The sequence below is a fragment of the Aliinostoc maniaoense genome (assembly GCF_058172895.1).
Map to the genome: position 1 here is coordinate 5,062,759 of NZ_CP187952.1, position 19,919 is coordinate 5,082,677.

Here is a 19,919-nt window from a genome sequence, read left to right on the forward strand (position 1 = left end):
GATGTCTGGGTTTAATTTAATTAATTCGCGTCTGCAACCAAGCCTGCAAATCAGCTACATTACTAAAATCCAGCAACGCCTCTCCCAACTCTTCCAGCATTGGTAATTGTAAACCCACTACCACAGAAAGCACATCTTGGGGAATTTCCCCCAATCGCTTTGTTAACTGTCGGCTAATCATGTTAGCCATTGCTTCTCGTCCTTCCTCTAGTCCTTCTTCCTTAATTTCTCGATAAACTCGTGTTTGTTTCAATGTGATGTCTAACATTGACTCCACCTCCCTTCGACTTAGTTGCTCAAACCGATAAGCGATGATCGTGGTATGTAGAAGTGGTGCGTAGGCCTAGCCTACGCACGAATTTACTTACCGCCGTAGAAAAAGGCGATATCTTTTTCTTTTAGGGGTGCAAAGCCTGCTTCTATCAGCAATTGATCAAGTTCTGCTTGAGGAATATGTTTTGCACCAATACGGATGATGCGCGATCGCATAGTATTAGATACACCACTACGTTGTCTGTTTGCTTCTAATGCCATGACTTTGGTGTACAGTTCTAGCTTGGCAGGGGGAATGGGTGTACCATCAAAATCGATGCCTTTAGCGATCGCTTCATCAATAGCATCAGCACCCTTTGTTGTGGATTCTACTTGGTTAGTCTCAGCCATTATCGTAATTTTCTGTTAAATTTCTCAGTATATTTTACCAGTCAAGCTAATCTTAAACACAAAGTATTAAAAGAATAGACAGCCCATAGTACAATACGGGTTTGCTGAGGCAGAAAATTATATGTGTCTATAAAAAGTATAGTAAAATTGATAATATCTATTGATTATTTTCTAATAAATTAGATTGGAAAGGTTGTAACAAAATCCCTATAATTTTTTCAATTTCATTAATGTAATATTCAACAGTATCAATGTATAATTGATTGTTTTCTAATAGTAAAAATCGCCAATTAGTCCCAGTAGTGACAACACCATATATTTTGATGACTTGTTCTTGATTATTTTGATTAAAAGATTGCGCTCCTAGCATTGTAGCAATACATTCTCCTAAACCACTATTCAAGTTTTCATTTCTTGCTACAACAATTGTGATCACAGGTGCTTTAATGTAAAACTGTTCTTCTGAATCACAGAGAATAAAATCACAAATTCCATGTAATCCATTACTGTAATCTACATCGAAGTCTGTTCCTGAAAATAGAGCAATTTGATAGCCTAATTGCCGTCTAACTTCTCCCAGAACTTGCATAATTAATAATTCACAACGGGCTTTCTCTGTATTGATGGCAGTTGCTAAGTGGATATATTCTTTTAAAAGTTTTGTTAAGGTGGCTGACGGTTGTATAGGTACTACTTCTCTAAAAAGATTGTGTTTTTGATCAATAATCAGTGTAAATTTTTCTTTGATTGTAGCTAGGATAAAATCACTATATGCCATGAGGAATAAGTAGGTCGGCGTAAATAATTATTGTTGGAATAAGGCAGGGGGCAGGGGGCAGAGAGCAATGCGATCTTGGGCTTTGCCCAAGTGGAGCAATTGCGGAGGAGCAGGGGTAGAAAGAGTTTGAGCCTTATTTACTTTTCTTCACATAGTTTGGTTTTATTGCACCGACTTACTTAGATTGCAATTTGCAATTTATAATTAGTAATTTATAATTCTGCCACATAAGTTTTAACTCATTAGTAATGACTATTCAGTAATAACGCTGTTTACGGATTATCAAACCACCAGCAAAAGCACCTAATATTGTTCCTGTCCAAATACCTGTTGTAGTCCCTTGCCATATTGCACCGGGTGTTATCCAAGCTTGGCACATTTGTTGTAATGCCCAAGATTGATTTTGACACTTTTGGCTATGGAGGGTTACAGTCATTTGTCCACCCATGTAACCGCCAAAAAATCCTGATGCTAGTGCTACAGATGTACAAAGTAAAATAGGATTTTTAGTCATAGCTATTTATGAAACAGCAGGGGGGCAGGGGAGCAGGGGGGCAGGGAGCAGGGGAGCAGGGGAGCAGGGGAACAAGGGAGACAAGGGAGACAAGGGAGACAAGGGAGCAGGGGAGCAGGGGAGACAAGGGAGACAAGGGAGAAATATTTACGCCAATGCCCAATGCCCAATGCCCAATGCCCAATGCCCAATGCCCAATGCCCAATGCCCAATGCCCCATTCCTTTTATCAACCTGTATTTCTCATTCCTGCTGCAATGCCATTAATGGTTAAGAGTGCGCCTCTGAGTAATTCACCTTTGCTGTAACGCGAATGAATTACGCCAGGGGTAGCAATATTTTTTGACTGGCGCAGACGCTTGAGGAGAGAAACTTGAATAAAACCTAGGGGAACAATCGTACCGTTACGTAATTGTACAGAACGTTGTAGGATTGGATCGCCGTCTAAGAGGCGATTATGAGCAGTAATTTTGAGAATTAAATCCCTAGTGAGATAAAATTCACTGGCGATTTGTTCAAATACTATCTCAAATCGAGGTTTGTCTTCTGGGTTAGATAATTCCTGGACATAGTGACGTGCCATTTGCATATCTACTTTTGCCAAGGTCATTTCTACTTTGGAAACTACCATTTTAAAGAATGGCCACTTGACATAAAAGTATTGCAGTAATTTGAGGTGTTCTTCTGGTTCAGCACTCAAAAATTCTTGTAAGGCAGTACCGACACCGTACCAAGAAGGCAGCAAAAAGCGGGTTTGTGTCCAGCTAAATACCCAAGGGATGGCGCGCAAACTACTTAAGTCTTTTTTACCAGAGGGACGACGGGCGGGACGGGAACTAATTTGGAGTTGGCTGATTTCTTCGATGGGGGTGACTTGGTGGAAGAAGTCGATGAAATCGGGCTGTTCATAAATTAAAGCACGATAATGCTGCCGCGATCGCGCTGCTAATTCTTCCATGATTTCGTTCCAGGGTTCGATGTCATCAAACCCTGTGCGTAGTAAGCTGGCTTGAATTACTGCTGTAGTAATGGTTTCTAGGTTGTATAAAGCTAAGTCCAGTAAGGAGTATTTGGAAGCGAGAACTTCTCCTTGTTCGGTAATTTTGATCCGTCCGTTGATACTATGGCCTGGTTGTGCCAAAATCGCTTCGTGAGCGGGGCCGCCACCTCTTCCTACAGAACCGCCGCGCCCGTGGAAAATTCGCAGGTTTACGCCGTATGTTTCAGCAATTTTCTGCAAGGATTTTTGGGCTTTGTGAATTTCCCAGTTACTACTTAAAAAGCCAGAATCTTTGTTACTGTCAGAATACCCCAGCATCACTTCTTGTAAGTTGGGGGTGAGTCTGAACTGTGGGCTAGATTCAGCAATATCATAGCCGCCGGCTAATAAGGCACGATATAAGGGAAGTTCAAACAATTGCCGCATAACGCTGCGGGAGCGTTGTAAGTCTTCGACTGTTTCAAATAATGGTACAACTTGAATTGTCCCGACTGCGATCGCGGGGTCAAATAATCTGGCTTCCTTGGCTAAGAGCAAAACTTCTAGTACGTCGCTGACTTGGCGGCACATACTGATAATGTAGGTTTTGCAGATGTTTACCCCAAATTCTTGCTGTAGCGATCGCACTACTCGGAAGGTTTTAATGACATCATTAGTCTTGTCAGAAAATGGTAATTCTGACGAAATTAAGGGGCGACGGGTTTGCAGTTCACTGGTTAACCACTCAACGCGCTGTTCTTCCGTGAGGTCATTGTAAGCTTGGGGGAGAATTTGCAGATATTCCAGAATCTCATTTAACGCGTCTGAGTGTCGGGAAGATTCTTGGCGGATGTCTAATTGGGTGAGGTTAAAGTCAAAAATTTCAACTTGACAGATGAGATGATCTAATTCTCGGCAACTTAACCCGGTTTCCGTCAAATTATGCTGAATCAAGCGCAATTCTGTCAAAAACTCTGCGCCAGAACGATACATGGGGCTATCTTCGTTGGTGGGAGTTTCGCCCTTGTATAAAGCTAAATTGCGATCGCGGGTATTTTCTAACCGCTTCAACACGTAAGATAGTTTGAGACGATAAGGTTCTTGGCGATATCTTAAAGCCAATGCGTCGTAAACTTCACTTAACTGGGATTGATCTAACTCTAAAGATTCCAGCAAGTCTGGTAACACATCACTCCAGTGCATGGAAATACTCATCAGTTCAATCAATTGCTTGACTGACTTGATATATCTCTCCAGCACCATTTTGCGCTGATAGCAAGCTGTTTGCCAGGTAACTTCCGGTGTCACCGAGGGATTTCCATCTCTATCTGAACCCACCCAAGAACCAAAAGAACAAAAATCTGTGCTGGGTGGTTCTAGCCAAGGAAATGTTTTCCCCAAAGCATACTTGAAGCGTTTATATAGTTGGGGAATACCATCAAATAAAACTTCTTGGAAGTAGTGCAGGGCATAATCTACTTCATCTAACACCGTAGGCTTAAACTGATGCAGTTCATCAGTGCGCCACCACAGGCGAATTTCTTCTAGGAGTTTTTCCCGGACTTCTTGAGATTCCCAAGGATAGCCGCCGCCATTATTCTTACGTGTTTCTACTGCATCCAATTGTTGCAATAATTTCACAACTTGCCGTTGTTTATCGCGGATGGTGTGGCGGACAATTTCTGTGGGGTGAGCTGTAAACACCAACCGCACATCTAACTGGGCAATTAACCGTTGAATTTGTTGGGGTGGCATATTCAACTTTTGCAACAGAGGAAACAGGGCGGCGAATGTTCCTTTTTGTCTGTTTTGTTCTCTAGAAGAACCATTTTTAGTTAACCAATCCATTCCTCCTTTACCATTGAAGGTCATATCCCCTTCATTGTGGTTAGAAGAATAAATAATATTGTGAGAATTGTCTTGATGGGCTGGTTCTGGTTCGAGTTCCGAATAGCGAGTTAATTGCTGCCGTTGTTCGTATTCCTGCTCTATGATGTTGATCAGCTGAAAATACAAAGCAAAACCTCGTGCTGCGCGAATTGCTTCGTTAATATTTAACTGTTCAATCAACTTGACAGCAGAAACAGCTTGGTCTTTTGTGGCTTGTCCTTCTGGTGAACACAAATCACGTAACTGCCGCAACAGATGCACCATATTTTGCCCACATTCTTCCCGGAGTACGGACTCCCACAATTCTTCTACAATTTGCAGACGGTGGCGCAAAAATAATTCTGAGGCGGGGTACGAATTTGCAGATTCAGATAAAGAGTATAAAACAGAACTCATATTTGCTTCTCTTGTAAGGCTGATCGCTGTCCAACTGTGTACTGCTATGCGTAAGCCACAATTCAAAATTCAAAAGTCTTATCTAGGAAGGTTTTTGGTCGTTTTGAATCATGATTCTGTTGACACCGCGTTGAGCAGTTTTTGATAAGTATATTTTTTAACTTTTGATTGCTGGGTGCTGGGTAGCGGTAAAGAGGCTTTAAGACTCAAGTTATTCTTCCTCTGCTCCCTGCCCCCTGCCCCCTGCCCCCTGCCCCCTCACCTCTCTAATTCTGTCTCATTAGGAAAGGGAAGAATCGGCAAGCGATCGCCTCGAAATAATTCTTCACTGGCTTGTCCTATAGATTCTAGGGCTTTTACTGAAACTTGCCCAGTGGTAAGCAGCATTAGTATAGACGCTGAACCTATTTGTAAGAGGAGAGATTGGGGAATGCTAAACAGAACCAAATTCAATCCTGAGTCAGTTATGGACTGTTGGGTAGTAGGAGGCATTGTTTATTGTTAATAATTGGTCAACGAGTAGAATAAAACGCAAAACTCAAAATCTGTATGACTGGCAACCTTATAAAACTATTTTGTCTCAGTTAGCAAGCCAAAAAGGTAACAAATGTGTTAACAAAAAACTCCAAAATGTGATAGACCTATGGTTTTAGTTTACAAGAGGAGTCATTTACTCATTAACCTGAGTTCTCCCTCCCCTGCTTTTTTCTCCCTGTGTTCCTTTAGAGTTAACTGCCCATGAAAACATTAATCTCAGATAGCCAGCAATCCTTATTGCAATGGGTAAGCCAAGCAACAGGGATTAACACTTTAGGGGTGAAAGTCCGATTAAGGGGAAATGACCTTCATATTTTGTGTGAAGGCTCAGAATGTCCTCAACGTTGGCGAACTTTATCTGATTTGCTGCACGCACTCCAGCAAACAGATTTAGATGCCCTCACCAATTACGAACAACCCTCAATATACCAAGTATTTGTCTACGGACGAAAGAAGGGGGAATATCGTCCCCAGTGGTGTCATAAAGTTTACTTAAATCAGCTAGAACGCCATCTAGAACAGGTAGAAAAAGCCCTGTTGGAAGATGCCACTAAAGCCCCTGGGGGGGCGTTGATTATTTCTAATGAAAGTTTGGCACGCCGGGGAGATCCCAACGCCATAGCCCGTTATCTGAGTGAAACTCTCAGTGCTATGGGAGTGGCGGTACAGGTGAAAGTGAAGCAGATAGAAGCCACTGATGAGAGTCAAGTTGTTTCTAGTCGCCTGTGGATATTTTGCCAGTCTAGCTATCATCCCGATCCTTCTCTACTTGCCGAACCGGTAGCCCACAAATTAAGACTATTGAAACTAGCCGGTTATAAAGATGCGGTGATTGTTTCCCAAGTCAGTGGCGAGACAAAGCATGATTGGCGGTTGCGAATTGATTTAACACCCCCAGAGGTAATGCTCAAAGAATGGGCGCGGTGGGGTGATGTCCAAGCGATCGCTCGGCTGTTAACCGCAGTATTATTAGATTTACAAATTACTGTCCAAGTTTCTTTACAAGAATCTACATTACATATATTTTGTTTACCTGCTACTGACTCCTCTGCACCAGAGAAAGCAGTTTGTATAGAAAAGATATCACAACAATTAGAGGCGATCGCTCCTCAAGGTATCCTTGCCGCCACAGTTTACGGACAAAAAACCAATGACGATACACAGCCAGAATGGATTGATTGGCTAACTTTACCAGCTAAAGAATATCCGGCTTTGGCTACCCCAGCTTTAGAATTGGCGACGGAAGGTGATGAACCTGCAATTATTTTCCTGCTGGAAAGGTTACTTAATCCTAATTTGGATCGCAAGTTAAAAACAGGGGGGTTGCGGGTGCTGCTGTTGCAGAAAGATGATTTATTTCACATCATGTGTGATGCACCTATTTGCCCCAGCCGCAAACAAGTAGCCCCCAGAGTTACCCAGTTTATTCGCCAATTAAAAGTTCCGGGAATTGCTGGGGTGCGGGTTTATGGTAGACGTGCCGGGCATAAAGAACCTTTTTGGCATCATGGTGTAGATTTAGCCCAGCGTCAACGCTTAGTTCCTGAAGCTACTCCAGAATTTGCCGCTACTGCTGATTTTGTAAATGACTTAATTGCCCAAGACGACGAAGAAATTTTGCGCCCTGACTTAACTACAGCAGAAGTGCAAAGTTTCGTTACGGAAGTGGCACGGGATTGGCTAGAAACTACAACTACCACCGTCAAAAAATGGCTGTTGAATACCCAGTTATTTACAGAAAGTGATCAGCCAACTAACCAAATTCCTGATGCTCAAGGTGTGAAAGTTGCCTTAGTCTGGGGGACTTTAGGTTTATTACTTACCCTGCAAACCGATTGGATCTTGGCTTACATGGTAACTCGTACTATACCGAGTTCACCAGAGGTTAACATTGCTGAGACACCATCACCTGCAACTACCCAAGATCAGCAAAACCAAAGAACAGCATTTTTTACTACTAATTCTCAGCCACCAAATGCCGCCTTTAATGGCTCTGGTTTTACACAACAAGACGATAAACCCAAAGATTTAAGAGCTGCACCCCTCAAAGATAAAGCCAATGCTACAGCTATTTTACTGGCGGCGCGATCGCCTATGCCCAGTTTTAATGTCAGACAGTTAGATGAACAATTAGCTTTATACAGACAGCGCATCGCTAAAAATGGCAAACCTGTCGATGTTTTAATTATTGGTTCATCTCGTGCTTTGCGGGGTGTTGATCCTGTGGCTTTATCAAAAGCCTTAGCTCGCCAAGGTTATCCCAATGTTGACATCTTTAATTTTGGCATTAACGGCGCAACCTCCCAAGTTGTAGATTTTGTGATTCGCCAGGTGTTGCAGCCATCGGAACTACCAAAGTTAATTCTGTGGGCGGATGGTTCTCGTGCTTTTAATAGTGGTCGTGATGACTTAACATTTAAAGCGATCGCTTCTTCTCTAGGTTATGAATATGTGTTAAAACAAGCAAAAACATCTGGTGACACCGAGGAATCCTCAACAAATCCAGCTAATTCCTCTCAAGATCCTCAAACCACACCCCAATCGGAGATAAATAACTATCAAGTAATTAATCAATGGTTAAATCAAATGGTTGCTGGTGTCTCCACTAGTTACCAACACCGGGAGGAAATTCAAACTTTATTCCACAAACAACTAGCATCTATACCCATATTCAAAGAACCTGAAAAACCTTCCCTAACCACTCAATCAAATACAGATCATGCTGAAGATGACAGTACATTGACACAAGCTGTTGATTTTGATGGCTTTTTACCTTTATCTGTACGTTTCAATCCTGCTAGATACTATCAAAAACATCCCAAAGTAACTGGCAATTACGACAACGATTATAAAGACTTTCAACTCGGAGCAGAACAAGATGCTGCATTTCAAGATGTTTTGCAATTTACTCAATCTCGAAATATTCCTTTAGTGTTTGTTAATCTTCCACTCACCGCCGAATACCTTGATCAATTTCGCCGCCAACATGAACAAGAATTTCAAACATATATGTTGCGATTGGCGACTAATCCCAACTTTATTTATAGAGATTTAAGTCAACTTTTTCCAAAAGCCAATGAACATTTTTCTGACCCCAGCCACCTCAATCGTTTTGGTGCTTACGAAGTCTCGCAAAAACTAGCCAATGATCCGATGATTCCTTGGCCAGTCAAGTAGATTCGGGACTCTAAATGCAGGGTGAGAATATTCAACACCTAATTAAATATTGATGATTGCAATAATACAATATGAACTTTATATCTATTCTTTATGGACTGTTTTTGCTGAGTGTCTTGGTAATTTACTGGTCTTTGAAAGTCTCTAAGTTTCGCCTATGGATTTTAGTAATTGCCAGCCTGATTTTTTACGCATCTTTGAGTATTCAATATGTCCCCCTTTTATTAGCACTTACTTTTATTAACTTTCAATTAGGGCGGGAAATTGGTAAAAATACTTCTCCTGGACAACATAATTTAGACTGGCAGATTTCTAACGAAGAATGGCAATTTGCTCACGTCGATTGGAATCGTCGCCGCCTCAAATTATTATGGGTAGGCATAGGATTAAATGTGGTAATTTTATTAGGATTTAAGTATGTTAATGGTTTAGTAAAGATATTTTTTGATTTACCAGCGACTGTTTCAGAAAGTCCTTTTAAAATTATCACCCCGTTAGGCATATCGTTTTTCACCTTTGAGTGTATTGCTTATTTAGTAGATGTGTATCGTGGTGCGCCTGCTACTAATCAATTTCTCAAGTTTGCTACTTATAAATTATTCTTTCCTAAGTTAATTTCTGGGCCAATTACCCGCTATCACAATTTAGCAAATCAGTTTAAGTCTCTGGAATTTCCTGGTGCTGATAAAGTGGTGGAAGCTCTATGGCTAATTGCTAGAGGTGCTGTAAAAAAAGGTATATTAGCAGATCATCTGGGCATTTTTGTAGATTTATGTTTTGGTAATCTGCAACGGGCTGGTAGTCATGATTTATGGTTGGCTACCTTCGCCTATGGCTTGCAGTTATATTTAGATTTCAGTGGTTATGTAGATATTGCCCGTGGTAGTGCGTTGTTATTTGGGTTAATACTCCCAGAAAACTTTGATTTTCCCTATTTCAGCACTAGTATTGCTGAATTTTGGCGACGTTGGCACATGACTCTAGGTGACTGGTTACGTAACTATGTTTATTTTCCGTTGGGTGGTTCTCGTCAAGGTTTAACTCGCACCTGCTGGAATTTGTTTATTGTGATGTTAATTGCTGGAATCTGGCACGGTTCTCTGTGGGGCTTTATTATCTGGGGTATTTATCACGGTTTAGCCTTAGTAGTGCATCGACTCACAGATGATATGAGCGATCGCTATGAAAAACTAGCACAATTCTGGCAAAATCCTCTAGGTGTACTCATCGCTTGGTTTTTTACCCAACTGATGGTTTTCACCTCTTGGATTTGGTTTCGTCTGCCTAATCTGCAAGACTCGGCTTGGGTATTTCAACACCTATGGGGTCATCCTGCTGATAGCCAATTTTATCAAAAAGTTTATATCGAAGCCCTCAACACCAGCCCTTCCCAAATTGCCTGGATGATGGGTTTTTTAGCCGCTTTGATGAGCATTACTTATGCCTTTAAAGGTAAGCTCAAACTCGATCTCAGTTGGCCTCTCAAGCTAGTCTTTGTACCACTCTTTTTCTATGCTGTTTGGTTGCTTGCTCCTGAAGGTAGCCTTCCTTACATCTACTTTGATTTTTAATTATAATTAAATCTTATTATTTAAGATTTATACATAAGAAATTTAATCGAAAAAATCGCGTAAATTCATGTAAAGTTTATGAGCAGGCGTAAATTTTACACGCCTCCTTAATTCAAAAATCAAAGCAATCATAAAAAAATGACCACAACCTTACAACAGCGTCAAAACGCGAACGTATGGGAGCGGTTCTGTGAGTGGATCACCAGCACCGAAAACCGGATTTATGTCGGTTGGTTCGGCGTATTAATGATCCCCACCTTGCTAGCCGCAACCACCTGCTTCATCATCGCTTTCATCGCTGCACCTCCAGTAGACATCGATGGTATCCGCGAACCCGTAGCAGGTTCATTAATCTACGGAAACAACATCATCTCTGGTGCAGTTGTTCCTTCTTCCAACGCGATCGGTTTACACTTCTACCCCATCTGGGAAGCAGCTTCCTTAGATGAGTGGTTGTACAACGGTGGCCCTTACCAATTGGTAATTTTCCACTTCTTGATCGGATGCGCTTGCTACCTAGGTCGTCAGTGGGAATTATCCTACCGCTTGGGAATGCGTCCTTGGATCTGCGTAGCATACTCTGCGCCTTTGGCATCTGCAACCGCAGTATTCTTGATCTACCCCATCGGACAAGGTTCATTCTCTGACGGTATGCCCTTGGGTATCTCCGGTACATTCAACTTCATGATCGTGTTCCAAGCAGAACACAACATCCTGATGCACCCCTTCCATATGTTAGGTGTGGCTGGTGTATTCGGTGGTAGCTTGTTCTCTGCAATGCACGGTTCATTGGTAACTTCCTCCTTGGTGCGTGAAACCACCGAAACCGAATCTCAAAACTACGGTTACAAATTCGGACAAGAAGAAGAAACCTACAACATCGTTGCAGCACACGGTTACTTCGGTCGCTTAATCTTCCAATACGCGTCCTTCAACAACAGCCGCTCCTTGCACTTCTTCTTGGCAGCATGGCCTGTAGTTGGTATCTGGTTCACCGCATTGGGCATCAGCACAATGGCGTTCAACCTCAACGGTTTCAACTTCAACCAATCCATCATTGATTCTCAAGGTCGCGTTATTGCTACCTGGGCTGACGTAATCAACCGCGCTAACTTAGGTATGGAAGTAATGCACGAGCGTAACGCTCACAACTTCCCCTTAGACTTAGCTGCTGGTGAAGTTGCTCCTGTTGCTATCAGCGCACCTGCTATCAACGGTTAATCTTCTAGCTTCTAGCTAACTAAAAAGCGTTCCTCCTTGCGAGGGACGCTTTTTGCTTTTGACTAAGTTCGTAGTCAGGACTTTAGTCCTGAAAAGCATGAGGACTAAAGTCCTGACTACAAACTCGGCTAAAAATGGCATCATAGTTAAGGTGAGAATATACAGGAGATAAAGCTACGGTTTACGCACGTCCTTTAGCAAGATTAATTGAACAGTTGCAACGCCTGCCCGGAGTCGGCCCTAAATCTGCTCAAAGACTGGCTTTGCACATTTTGAAGCGTCCAGAATCTGAAGTAGAGGCTTTAGCACAAGCTTTGATTGATGCGAAAAAACAGGTAGGTTTATGTTCTGTTTGTTTTCATCTGTCGGCTGAACCTGTTTGTGAAATTTGTCGTAATCCCAACCGGGATAATCAGACTATCTGTGTAGTAGCTGATTCTCGTGATGTGATTGCACTAGAAAAAACCCGTGAATATAGAGGTAAGTATCACGTTTTAGGGGGAGTTATTTCTCCTATAGATGGTATTGGCCCAGAACAGTTAAATGTGCAAGCTTTGGTAAGGCGGGTAAGTCAACAAAAACCCCAAGAAGTAATTATGGCAATTAGTCCTAGTGTAGAGGGAGAAACTACAACTCTGTATCTAGGGCAACTACTCAAACCCTTTACTAAAGTGACGCGCATTGCCTTTGGTTTGCCTGTGGGTGGGGATTTGGAATACGCCGATGAAGTTACATTAGCAAGAGCCTTAGAAGGGCGACGGGAGTTAGATTAACCACAGGAATTTCAAAATAATTCACGTTTAAGCATCTGTTCCAGCTAAATCCACTGTGGAGTGAGCGTCAATATTACCAATTAGTCCAGCACCTTGAGCTTCAGAACGAGCTTCAACATCGAGATTGTCAACAATTGCTGCCACCGTCAGCGTTCTTGCTTCTAAGCGTGTATTACTCTTAACATCCGTCCGATTAGTGCTATCGATGTAAAATTCGCCATTAGCATCCGCATCAGCATAAAGTCCTACACCACTAGCTTTCACTTTGACCTTACCCTTGGTATTACTAGAAGAGCGAACTGCAAGGTCATCGTTAGCGATGATACTAGCATTGTCGTTAATAGAGGTGATGGTGTTTTGGGTGAGACGTACTACTACATCTGCATCCGCGAAAGTGATCAAAGAGCCAGCCCCACCGGAAGCGGAAATCTTAATATCATTATCTGAGTGAGAGTCAATAGTAACATTACCTTCAGCTTTGATGCTCGCAGAATTACCGACATAGGTATTGTTGTTATTTGTCACCGTCAGATTGATTTTGGATGCTCCCACAGCGATCGCGCCACCTGTTTCAGAAGTAGTTCCCCCTGATACCTCAATGTTAGATGTGGAGTTTACCGTGACATTTTCTGTGGCGGTTACAGACGCATTATTACCTATATAGGTATTAAAGGTAGGAATAATATTGATGTTGGTTTTTGTACCCGTACCTCCGACTAACGCCCCGGCTGAAGCTTGAGAATATGCAGAGAATACATTGTCACCTTGGCTGGGTAAAACTATGGATGCTCCTGATGATAACAGGTGTTTACTTCCCGTAGCCGTTCCGTTTTCCAAATCGATATGTAAATTGTGCGCTCCCGTACTGGTGCTAGTTAAATCGATTACCGATTGTTTGACAAAGATATGATTTGCACCTGTACCGGTTAATCCTGACGTATCGAGAGCCATCGCTGCACCACCCTTGGTTTTTGACAATTGGAAACTGGTGTATGTCCTATTGATAACGTAATAAGTTACACCTTCTTCTAATTCATTACCAATGACTGTCAGTAAACGTGTGCCAGCAGCAGCAGTTAGAGAAATTTCCGTACCACCAATACTAGAAGCAAGCTTAAAGTTGTTGCTATCAACATTAATTACATAGTAGTAGTCCACCAGAGTAATTTTGACAGGTAGTATTCTAAGTGAGAACATAGTCTAAAAACACTTAAGACACTATGCCAGTTAAATATACTGTTAACCTGACTCAAGAAGAACATAAACAGTTGGTTGATTTAACCAAGAAAGGAAAAAATTCAGCTCGTGTTTTAAAACGAGCGCAGATTCTACTGTTGGCAGATCAAGGTTATCAAGACGAGGCGATAGCTTCAATGCTAATGGTAGGAGAATCAACAGTTCACCGTACACGTCAAAGATATGTAGAAGAAGGAATCGAGTTAGCCTTAAGCGAACGGCCGCGTAAGGGGAGAGAGAAAAAATTAACTCCAGAAGCTGAAGTTTTTTTGATTGCAACAGCCTGTAGTGACCCACCATCTGGACGTGAGAGTTGGACAATGCAACTATTAGCTGACAAGCTGGTTAGCTTGGAAATAATTGACAGCATTTCGGACGAAACAGTACGTACAACACTTAAAAAAACAAGATAAAACCTTGGCTGAAACAGGAATGGTGTATTGGCGAAATAAATGCTGAATATATATATAGAATGGAAAACTTACTATACTTATATGCTGAGTATTTTACGCCGTTTAATCCGATTGTTTGTTTTGATGAAAGACCCTACCAATTATTGGCTGATATTGTAGAACCATTACCTTGTCAACCAGACCAACCACCACGCATAGATTATCAATAATCTCGTGAAGGAACTTGTAACTTATTCGTATTTTATGCTCCGCATTATGATTGGCGACACGTAGAGGTCACTTCATCAAGAACCAAAAAAGATTTCGCCCACCAAATGAGAGATTTGGTAGATACTTCCAAGCATGGTAGTTGGCTTAATCAAGTAGAAATTGAAATCTCTGTTCTCTCACGTCAATGCCTAGACCGTCGCCTTAGAGATATTGAGACTTTACGCCAAGAAATCAAAGCTTGGGAACAAGAGCGTAATCACCGAAAAGTAAAAATTGATTGGCGTTTTGTTGCTTCAGATGCCAGAGTTAAATTTCAACGATTGTATCCTACTTTAAACCTGTCATAATTTTCTTGGTACACTACTAGTAGTCAGTGTTGGACAGGTCAATGGTGTCAACCGTGCCTAAGTATTCGTAGACACTACCTGTAATTTGCCTGTGCCTGCTGGAGTTGTTTTTATGAGATGATAATCGTTATCAATATCATCCTTATTTTGATTATGACAGTGCAAGAATCCCTAGTCAAAACTGACAACCTAGTACATCGCCCTCGTCGTCTGCGTCGTACAGCTGCTTTAAGGCGGATGGTGCAAGAGACAACACTGAGTGTTAACGACTTGATTTATCCAGTTTTCGTGATGGAGGGAGAAGGGCAGAAAGTGGAAATCTCGTCAATGCCAGGATGTTATCGCTATACGTTAGATTTGTTACTAGAAGAAATTAAGCAGGCATTTGATTTAGGGATTAATGCGATCGCACTTTTTCCAGTCATATCAGAATCACTCAAAGACGACACAGGCACAGAAAGCTATAACCCAGATGGTTTAGTACAGCGTAGTGTCAAAGCTATTAAACAAGCAGTTCCAGAAATTGTAGTAATTACCGATATAGCTCTTGATCCTTTTACTACCCACGGACATGACGGTTTAGTTGATGAGCAAGGGACTATTCTCAATGATCCTACCGTCGAAATCTTAGTCAAAATGGCCTTAACACAAGCTGAGGCTGGGGCTGATTTTGTTGCACCTTCAGATATGATGGATGGTAGAGTCGGGGCTATTCGTCGAGCCTTAGATGCAGCAGGTTATATTCATGTAGGGATTTTGGCTTATTCGGCAAAATACGCCTCCGCTTATTACGGGCCTTTCCGAGATGCTTTAGATTCAGCCCCAAAGTTCGGCGATAAAAAAACCTATCAAATGGATGCAGCTAACGCCAGAGAAGCTTTAAAAGAAGTAAATTTAGATATTGCTGAAGGTGCAGATATTGTTATGGTAAAACCTGCCCTAGCTTATCTTGATATTATTCATCTCATCCGTAATCATACACAACTACCGATCGCGGCATATAACGTCAGTGGTGAATATGCCATGATTAAAGCTGCTGCCCAGATGGGTTGGATCGATGAGAAAAAGATTATTTTAGAAACTTTAACCAGCATGAAACGAGCAGGGGCTGATTTAATTTTGACCTACTTTGCTAAAGAAGTAGCTCTAATACTAAGTAGGTAGGGTTCATCAACAGCCCAAAGTTGAAAGTACAAGCCCCTTCTTTTAAGAATGGGGTTTTCCCTATTGCCTGTTCCCTCTTAAGAATTACGAATTACGAATTACGAATTACGAATTACTATAAAGCTCGACTTTTGGCGAATAGTTTTAGTGTGACAGATGAGCGTAAATTACCGTAAACACGCTTGTCAGCATTGACTTACCATGCCAGAACTCAATCAAAATCAGCATCGTAGTCATTTAGGCACGGGCTGGTCTTTTCCACTCAGGGTAAATGTCCAGGGAGGTTTACAACTCAGTACCAAGGAACGCAACATTGAGGAGTCGATTATGCTCATTTTGCGTACTGACTTGGGTGAGAGAGTGTATCGGCCTAATTTTGGTTCACGGTTGTCTGAGTTGACGTTTGCACCGATGAACACCCAAACTTTATTACTGTTGCGCCTACACGTTCAAGAAGCTTTGGAGATGTGGGAGCCTCGGATTGTTTTAGATGCAATATTTACAGAAGCTGATCCGTTACGAGGTCGGGTAGATATTCATATTCAGTATCATCCAAAAGATACCCATGATTCTCGTAGTTTAGTTTTCCCATTTTATCTCAACGGGGCAAATATTAACAGTTAACAGTCATTACCCCTGCCCAAAGTTCTCTAATTTTGAATTTTGAATTTTGAATTAATTAAACCCCTACCCTGGTTATCTATTGTGGAATTTGATTTTTTACCGAAGCTACCAAAGTCAAATCTTGACGATCGCACATTTAAAGATTTGGTCGATGAATGTGTGCTGCGGATTCCTCGTTATTGTCCTGAATGGACAAACTACAACCCCAGTGATCCTGGGATTACGCTGATTGAATTATTTGCTTGGTTGACTGACCAAATGTTACTACGGTTCAACCAAGTACCAAAGCGGAATTATATTACTTTTTTAGAATTATTAGGGGTGCGATTGCAAGCACCTGCACCAGCTTTAGCAGATATTACTTTTTATTTAAGTGCGGCTTTACCAGAAACTTATACAATTCCTGCTGGTGTGCAGGTGGCGACGGTACGCACAGAAACCGAAGCAGCGATCGCATTTACTACAGATAAAGATTTAATTATTGATAAACCCCTGATTCGTCATTTTCTCTCTGCCCAAACCACGGAAACTAAACCAACAATTTTACGCGATCGCTGGACTAATTTTTGGGCTGTGAATCCTGATGAGCAGTGGTACGGTAGGGAATTAAGTTTTTTTGATGAGCAACCAGAACCAGGTAATAGTTTTTATATAGTTATTGATGGTAATTGTCAGTGTGCAGGCAATGTTTTAGCACTGCAATTTAAAGGAGAAGCTGCCACCAGTACAGGGATTAACCCTGATGCCCCTCCCCGACGGTGGGAAGCTTGGAATGGTATGGAATGGGTATCAGTTTTACTGCAAGAATCTGATGATAGTACGAAGGGATTTAGTTTTAGTGAGTTGGCGGCTCAAGGTGCTAATCCCCTCCAAGGTGCAGATGTCGTCCTGCATTTACCCTCATCTTGGCCTGTGGAAACTTTTACTGCTTTCCAAGGGCGTTGGTTAAGGTGCATTTACACTACCCCCCAACTTAATCAGCCGGGGTTTAGCTGTTCTCCCCGGATTGTCGGTTTATCGGTGCGTGCCATTGGTGGGACAGTGGTAGCTAGTCAAAGTGAGTTAATTCATGATGAAATTTTAGGTGAAAGTGAGGGTACACCGGGGCAGACTTTTCAGTTACAACAATTCCCTGTGTTAAATCGTCAGGAAAATGAACATATAGAAGTATTACCTCCAGGAAGTTTATCTTCGCAGAGATGGTATGAAGTCAGCGATTTTGCTAATTCTGGCCCTTTAGATCGTCACTACACGATTGACTCCCGAACAGGTTTAGTTCAGTTTGGCCCCTTAATTCGTGAACCTGCCCAAATCCAACAACAGACGGAGTGGAGGAAGATATTAGGGGCTGAGAATCTTCCCCAAATCTCTAGTTCCCAGTCACTCATCCCTAATGCTGAGGAATTAGAGCGTCAATATGGGGCTGTACCTCCCCGTGGGGCAGTGATTCGGATGGTAGCTTATCGCACAGGGGGAGGACGGAAAGGAAATGTGCAGAAGGGAACGATTACTGTAGCAAAAACGGCTGTACCTTATGTTTCCCGTGTGATTAATCATGTACCGGCTCGCAATGGCGCAGATGCGGAATCTTTGGAAGATGCGGTGATCCGAGTTCCGGCGATGCTGCGTACACGCGATCGCGCCGTTACTCCCGAAGATTTTGAAGTCTTAACGCTGCAAGCTGGTGCTGGTGCGGTGGCGCGGGTGCGTTGTTTACCCCCTAATTCCACTAAAGAAGCTGGGACAGTCAGGTTATTAGTTGTACCATCTGCTAACACCAATGTGATTAATCGTGGTGAAGGTATCGATCCCGAATTATTAAGACTGACTCCCCAACTTTGCACCCAGATATTAGCTTATTTAGATGAACGGCGGTTATTGGGGGTGCAAGTGAAACTACAAGCACCAGAATATGTAGGTGTAGCAGTACAAACCGAAGTCGCCCTAGAACCAGAATACAATCATCCCGCCGCCCAACAAGAAATTTTAGGAAAATTGCGAGTTGCTCTTTACCGTTTCTTGAATCCTATCACGGGCGGACATGACGGCAAAGGCTGGCCGTTTGGTCGTCCTGTATATCCTTCTGATATTGTGACTCTATTCCAACAATTCCCGGCTGTGCGTTATTTAGGAGTTGTACAACTATTTGAACTACGTTACATCAGAGATCATTGGGAGCGATCGCTTCCCCAAAACCCCGTAATTGATCCAGGCAACTTAGGCTTAATTTGCTCCTGGCAAAATACTCAATTACGTTCCAGCCACGTTGTTAACTTAATACAATAGATTCCCCAAATCAAAAAAACTCAACCCGCCCAATTACGAATTACGAATTACGAATTACGAATTATTTATTATGCCTGGCTTAAGTTTACAATTAACTCCGATGCAACAGTCAGATGGCTTGCAACCATCGACAGCAAGCGCATCTCAAAATACGAGTTTAGTGCCGTTTAATTTGGCGACGAATACTAAACTTTCCGGGTGTGATGTAGTTATTTATCCCAGAGAACCCAGTGAAATATTATTGCAGTTAGAAAATTTAGGCGATCGCAGCTTAGATTTAAAGGTGCAAATTGAAGGTAATTTTCCCTTAGAGTGGTGTTCTATTCATAAAGAACCGGATAGACAAGGGCCTTATGCTTTTGATCCCCGCGCCCAGATGAATGTGGTACTGTGCTTTCACATTCCTGAAGACTTTTTTGAACAAGAAATGGCTGTCACACATCATCATCCTTTGATGTTGGATTTTCACAGCCGGATTCATGTTTATTACCAAGAGCAAGGCACAGGTAAGCAATTTGTAGAAACTGGGGCTTTGAATTTATATGTACGTCCCCGGAGTTTATATCTTAATTTTATACCTAGTTTATATCGGGAAGTAGATTTTATTGGTCGCTTCCTCAAAATTTTTGAACAGGCTTTTGAACCTGCGGTGCAAACATTAGATGTGCTTTGGGCATATCTAGATCCCATGACTGCACCCTCGGCTTTGTTACCTTTTCTCGCCCATTGGGTAGGCTGGCCACTTGATCAACGTTGGACTTTAGCTAGACAACGGTTTTTAATTCGTTCGGCTGTAGAACTCTATCGTTGGCGGGGAACAAGACGGGGTTTAAGACTTTATTTACATCTTTATACAGATTTGCCTTTAGATGATCATATTCCTCAAGAAACTGATAAACATATTTGTATTGAGGAAATTCGCGGTGAAGGTTTTGTATTAGGTAACACTCACCTAGGAGAAGATGCCATGATTGGCGGTGGTTTTCCCTATCACTTTATTGTCCGTCTACGTCCCCAACATCCCCAGCAAATAGATCAATATTTAGTCCGTCAAATTATCGAACAAGAAAAACCAGCCTTCTGCACCTACGAATTGTACATAGAGAATGAAAGTTACCAGTAATAAGGAATAGTCATTAGT

The 19,919-nt window shown here is 42.1% G+C and carries 15 protein-coding genes and 2 pseudogenes; 10 read left to right on the forward strand and 7 right to left on the reverse strand.

Annotated features, from left to right (window positions below; genetic code table 11):
* Positions 1 to 16: 16 nt before the first annotated feature.
* From ACPZ3T_RS21985 to ACPZ3T_RS22000, 4 genes and pseudogenes are all read right to left on the reverse strand, one after another.
* Positions 17 to 322, reverse strand: a pseudogene (locus ACPZ3T_RS21985) (DUF4351 domain-containing protein); the annotation flags it as partial.
* Positions 323 to 360: 38 nt separating this feature from the next.
* Positions 361 to 666: a small RNA NsiR4-regulated ssr1528 family protein gene (locus ACPZ3T_RS21990; RefSeq protein WP_490277325.1), complete on the reverse strand. Its 306-nt coding sequence runs from the start codon at positions 664 to 666 to the stop codon at positions 361 to 363.
* A 154-nt stretch (positions 667 to 820) separates the two neighbouring features.
* Positions 821 to 1,441, reverse strand: a complete 621-nt coding sequence (locus ACPZ3T_RS21995; protein WP_490271573.1) for a hypothetical protein — start codon at positions 1,439 to 1,441, stop codon at positions 821 to 823.
* A gap of 256 nt (positions 1,442 to 1,697) precedes the next feature.
* The gene (locus tag ACPZ3T_RS22000) at positions 1,698 to 1,955 is read right to left on the reverse strand and encodes a hypothetical protein (RefSeq protein WP_490271574.1); all 258 of its coding nucleotides are present in this window, start codon (positions 1,953 to 1,955) and stop codon (positions 1,698 to 1,700) included.
* 8 nt (positions 1,956 to 1,963) lie between these two features.
* On the opposite strand from ACPZ3T_RS22000, the gene ACPZ3T_RS22005 reads away from it, so the two are divergent.
* On the forward strand, positions 1,964 to 2,221 hold the full coding sequence (locus tag ACPZ3T_RS22005; RefSeq protein WP_490271575.1) for a hypothetical protein: 258 nt from the start codon (positions 1,964 to 1,966) through the stop codon (positions 2,219 to 2,221).
* On the opposite strand, the gene ppc is transcribed toward ACPZ3T_RS22005, so the two are convergent.
* Together ppc and ACPZ3T_RS22015 are read right to left on the reverse strand one after the other, a co-directional pair.
* Positions 2,184 to 5,219 carry a phosphoenolpyruvate carboxylase gene (gene ppc / locus ACPZ3T_RS22010; RefSeq protein ID WP_490271576.1) on the reverse strand — a complete coding sequence of 1,012 codons (3,036 nt, stop codon included), beginning with the start codon at positions 5,217 to 5,219 and terminating at the stop codon, positions 2,184 to 2,186. The two genes, ACPZ3T_RS22005 and ppc, sit on opposite strands and share 38 nt — an antisense overlap.
* A gap of 258 nt (positions 5,220 to 5,477) precedes the next feature.
* A complete protein-coding gene (locus ACPZ3T_RS22015; protein ID WP_490271577.1) occupies positions 5,478 to 5,711 on the reverse strand; it encodes a hypothetical protein in 234 nt (77 codons plus the stop codon).
* A 246-nt stretch (positions 5,712 to 5,957) separates the two neighbouring features.
* Between ACPZ3T_RS22015 and ACPZ3T_RS22020 the strand changes: the two genes are divergently transcribed.
* From ACPZ3T_RS22020 to recR, 4 genes are all read left to right on the forward strand, one after another.
* Positions 5,958 to 8,933 (forward strand): DUF1574 family protein, encoded by a 2,976-nt coding sequence (locus tag ACPZ3T_RS22020; protein WP_490271578.1) that lies wholly within the window; start codon positions 5,958 to 5,960, stop codon positions 8,931 to 8,933.
* Positions 8,934 to 9,004: 71 nt separating this feature from the next.
* Positions 9,005 to 10,504: an MBOAT family O-acyltransferase gene (locus ACPZ3T_RS22025; protein ID WP_490271579.1), complete on the forward strand. Its 1,500-nt coding sequence runs from the start codon at positions 9,005 to 9,007 to the stop codon at positions 10,502 to 10,504.
* 138 nt (positions 10,505 to 10,642) lie between these two features.
* Complete coding sequence (psbA, locus tag ACPZ3T_RS22030; RefSeq protein ID WP_490271580.1) at positions 10,643 to 11,725, forward strand: photosystem II q(b) protein; 1,083 nt, start codon at positions 10,643 to 10,645, stop codon at positions 11,723 to 11,725.
* Between the two features lie 215 nt (positions 11,726 to 11,940).
* The gene (gene recR, locus ACPZ3T_RS22035; RefSeq protein WP_490271581.1) at positions 11,941 to 12,498 is read left to right on the forward strand and encodes a recombination mediator RecR; all 558 of its coding nucleotides are present in this window, start codon (positions 11,941 to 11,943) and stop codon (positions 12,496 to 12,498) included.
* A gap of 27 nt (positions 12,499 to 12,525) precedes the next feature.
* Here the strand turns inward: recR and ACPZ3T_RS22040 are convergent, their stop codons facing one another.
* A complete protein-coding gene (locus ACPZ3T_RS22040) occupies positions 12,526 to 13,656 on the reverse strand; it encodes a hypothetical protein (protein ID WP_490271582.1) in 1,131 nt (376 codons plus the stop codon).
* A 62-nt stretch (positions 13,657 to 13,718) separates the two neighbouring features.
* Here ACPZ3T_RS22040 and ACPZ3T_RS22045 point away from each other — a divergent pair.
* The 5 genes and pseudogenes from ACPZ3T_RS22045 (at position 13,719) to ACPZ3T_RS22065 (ending at position 19,901) form a co-directional block, all read left to right on the forward strand.
* Positions 13,719 to 14,704: pseudogene (locus ACPZ3T_RS22045) on the forward strand (IS630 family transposase).
* A 153-nt stretch (positions 14,705 to 14,857) separates the two neighbouring features.
* Positions 14,858 to 15,868 carry a porphobilinogen synthase gene (gene hemB, locus ACPZ3T_RS22050; RefSeq protein WP_490277327.1) on the forward strand — a complete coding sequence of 337 codons (1,011 nt, stop codon included), beginning with the start codon at positions 14,858 to 14,860 and terminating at the stop codon, positions 15,866 to 15,868.
* Between the two features lie 201 nt (positions 15,869 to 16,069).
* The gene (locus ACPZ3T_RS22055) at positions 16,070 to 16,492 is read left to right on the forward strand and encodes a GPW/gp25 family protein (RefSeq protein WP_490271583.1); all 423 of its coding nucleotides are present in this window, start codon (positions 16,070 to 16,072) and stop codon (positions 16,490 to 16,492) included.
* Between the two features lie 81 nt (positions 16,493 to 16,573).
* Positions 16,574 to 18,778: a putative baseplate assembly protein gene (locus ACPZ3T_RS22060; protein WP_490277329.1), complete on the forward strand. Its 2,205-nt coding sequence runs from the start codon at positions 16,574 to 16,576 to the stop codon at positions 18,776 to 18,778.
* Between the two features lie 70 nt (positions 18,779 to 18,848).
* The gene (locus ACPZ3T_RS22065; protein ID WP_490271584.1) at positions 18,849 to 19,901 is read left to right on the forward strand and encodes a phage tail protein; all 1,053 of its coding nucleotides are present in this window, start codon (positions 18,849 to 18,851) and stop codon (positions 19,899 to 19,901) included.
* The last annotated feature ends 18 nt before the right edge of the window (positions 19,902 to 19,919 follow it).

Excerpts from the sequence above, each read along its gene's own strand:
- ppc (WP_490271576.1), bottom strand. The coding sequence starts at position 5,219 with ATGAGTTCTGTTTTATACTCTTTATCTGAATCTGCAAATTCGTACCCC.
- ACPZ3T_RS22020 (WP_490271578.1), top strand. The coding sequence starts at position 5,958 with ATGAAAACATTAATCTCAGATAGCCAGCAATCCTTATTGCAATGGGTA.
- psbA (WP_490271580.1), top strand. The coding sequence starts at position 10,643 with ATGACCACAACCTTACAACAGCGTCAAAACGCGAACGTATGGGAGCGG.
- ACPZ3T_RS21995 (WP_490271573.1), bottom strand. The coding sequence starts at position 1,441 with ATGGCATATAGTGATTTTATCCTAGCTACAATCAAAGAAAAATTTACA.
- hemB (WP_490277327.1), top strand. The coding sequence starts at position 14,858 with ATGACAGTGCAAGAATCCCTAGTCAAAACTGACAACCTAGTACATCGC.
- ACPZ3T_RS22015 (WP_490271577.1), bottom strand. The coding sequence starts at position 5,711 with ATGCCTCCTACTACCCAACAGTCCATAACTGACTCAGGATTGAATTTG.
- ACPZ3T_RS22025 (WP_490271579.1), top strand. The coding sequence starts at position 9,005 with ATGAACTTTATATCTATTCTTTATGGACTGTTTTTGCTGAGTGTCTTG.
- ACPZ3T_RS22000 (WP_490271574.1), bottom strand. The coding sequence starts at position 1,955 with ATGACTAAAAATCCTATTTTACTTTGTACATCTGTAGCACTAGCATCA.
- ACPZ3T_RS22065 (WP_490271584.1), top strand. The coding sequence starts at position 18,849 with ATGCCTGGCTTAAGTTTACAATTAACTCCGATGCAACAGTCAGATGGC.
- ACPZ3T_RS22005 (WP_490271575.1), top strand. The coding sequence starts at position 1,964 with ATGAAACAGCAGGGGGGCAGGGGAGCAGGGGGGCAGGGAGCAGGGGAG.
- ACPZ3T_RS22055 (WP_490271583.1), top strand. The coding sequence starts at position 16,070 with ATGCCAGAACTCAATCAAAATCAGCATCGTAGTCATTTAGGCACGGGC.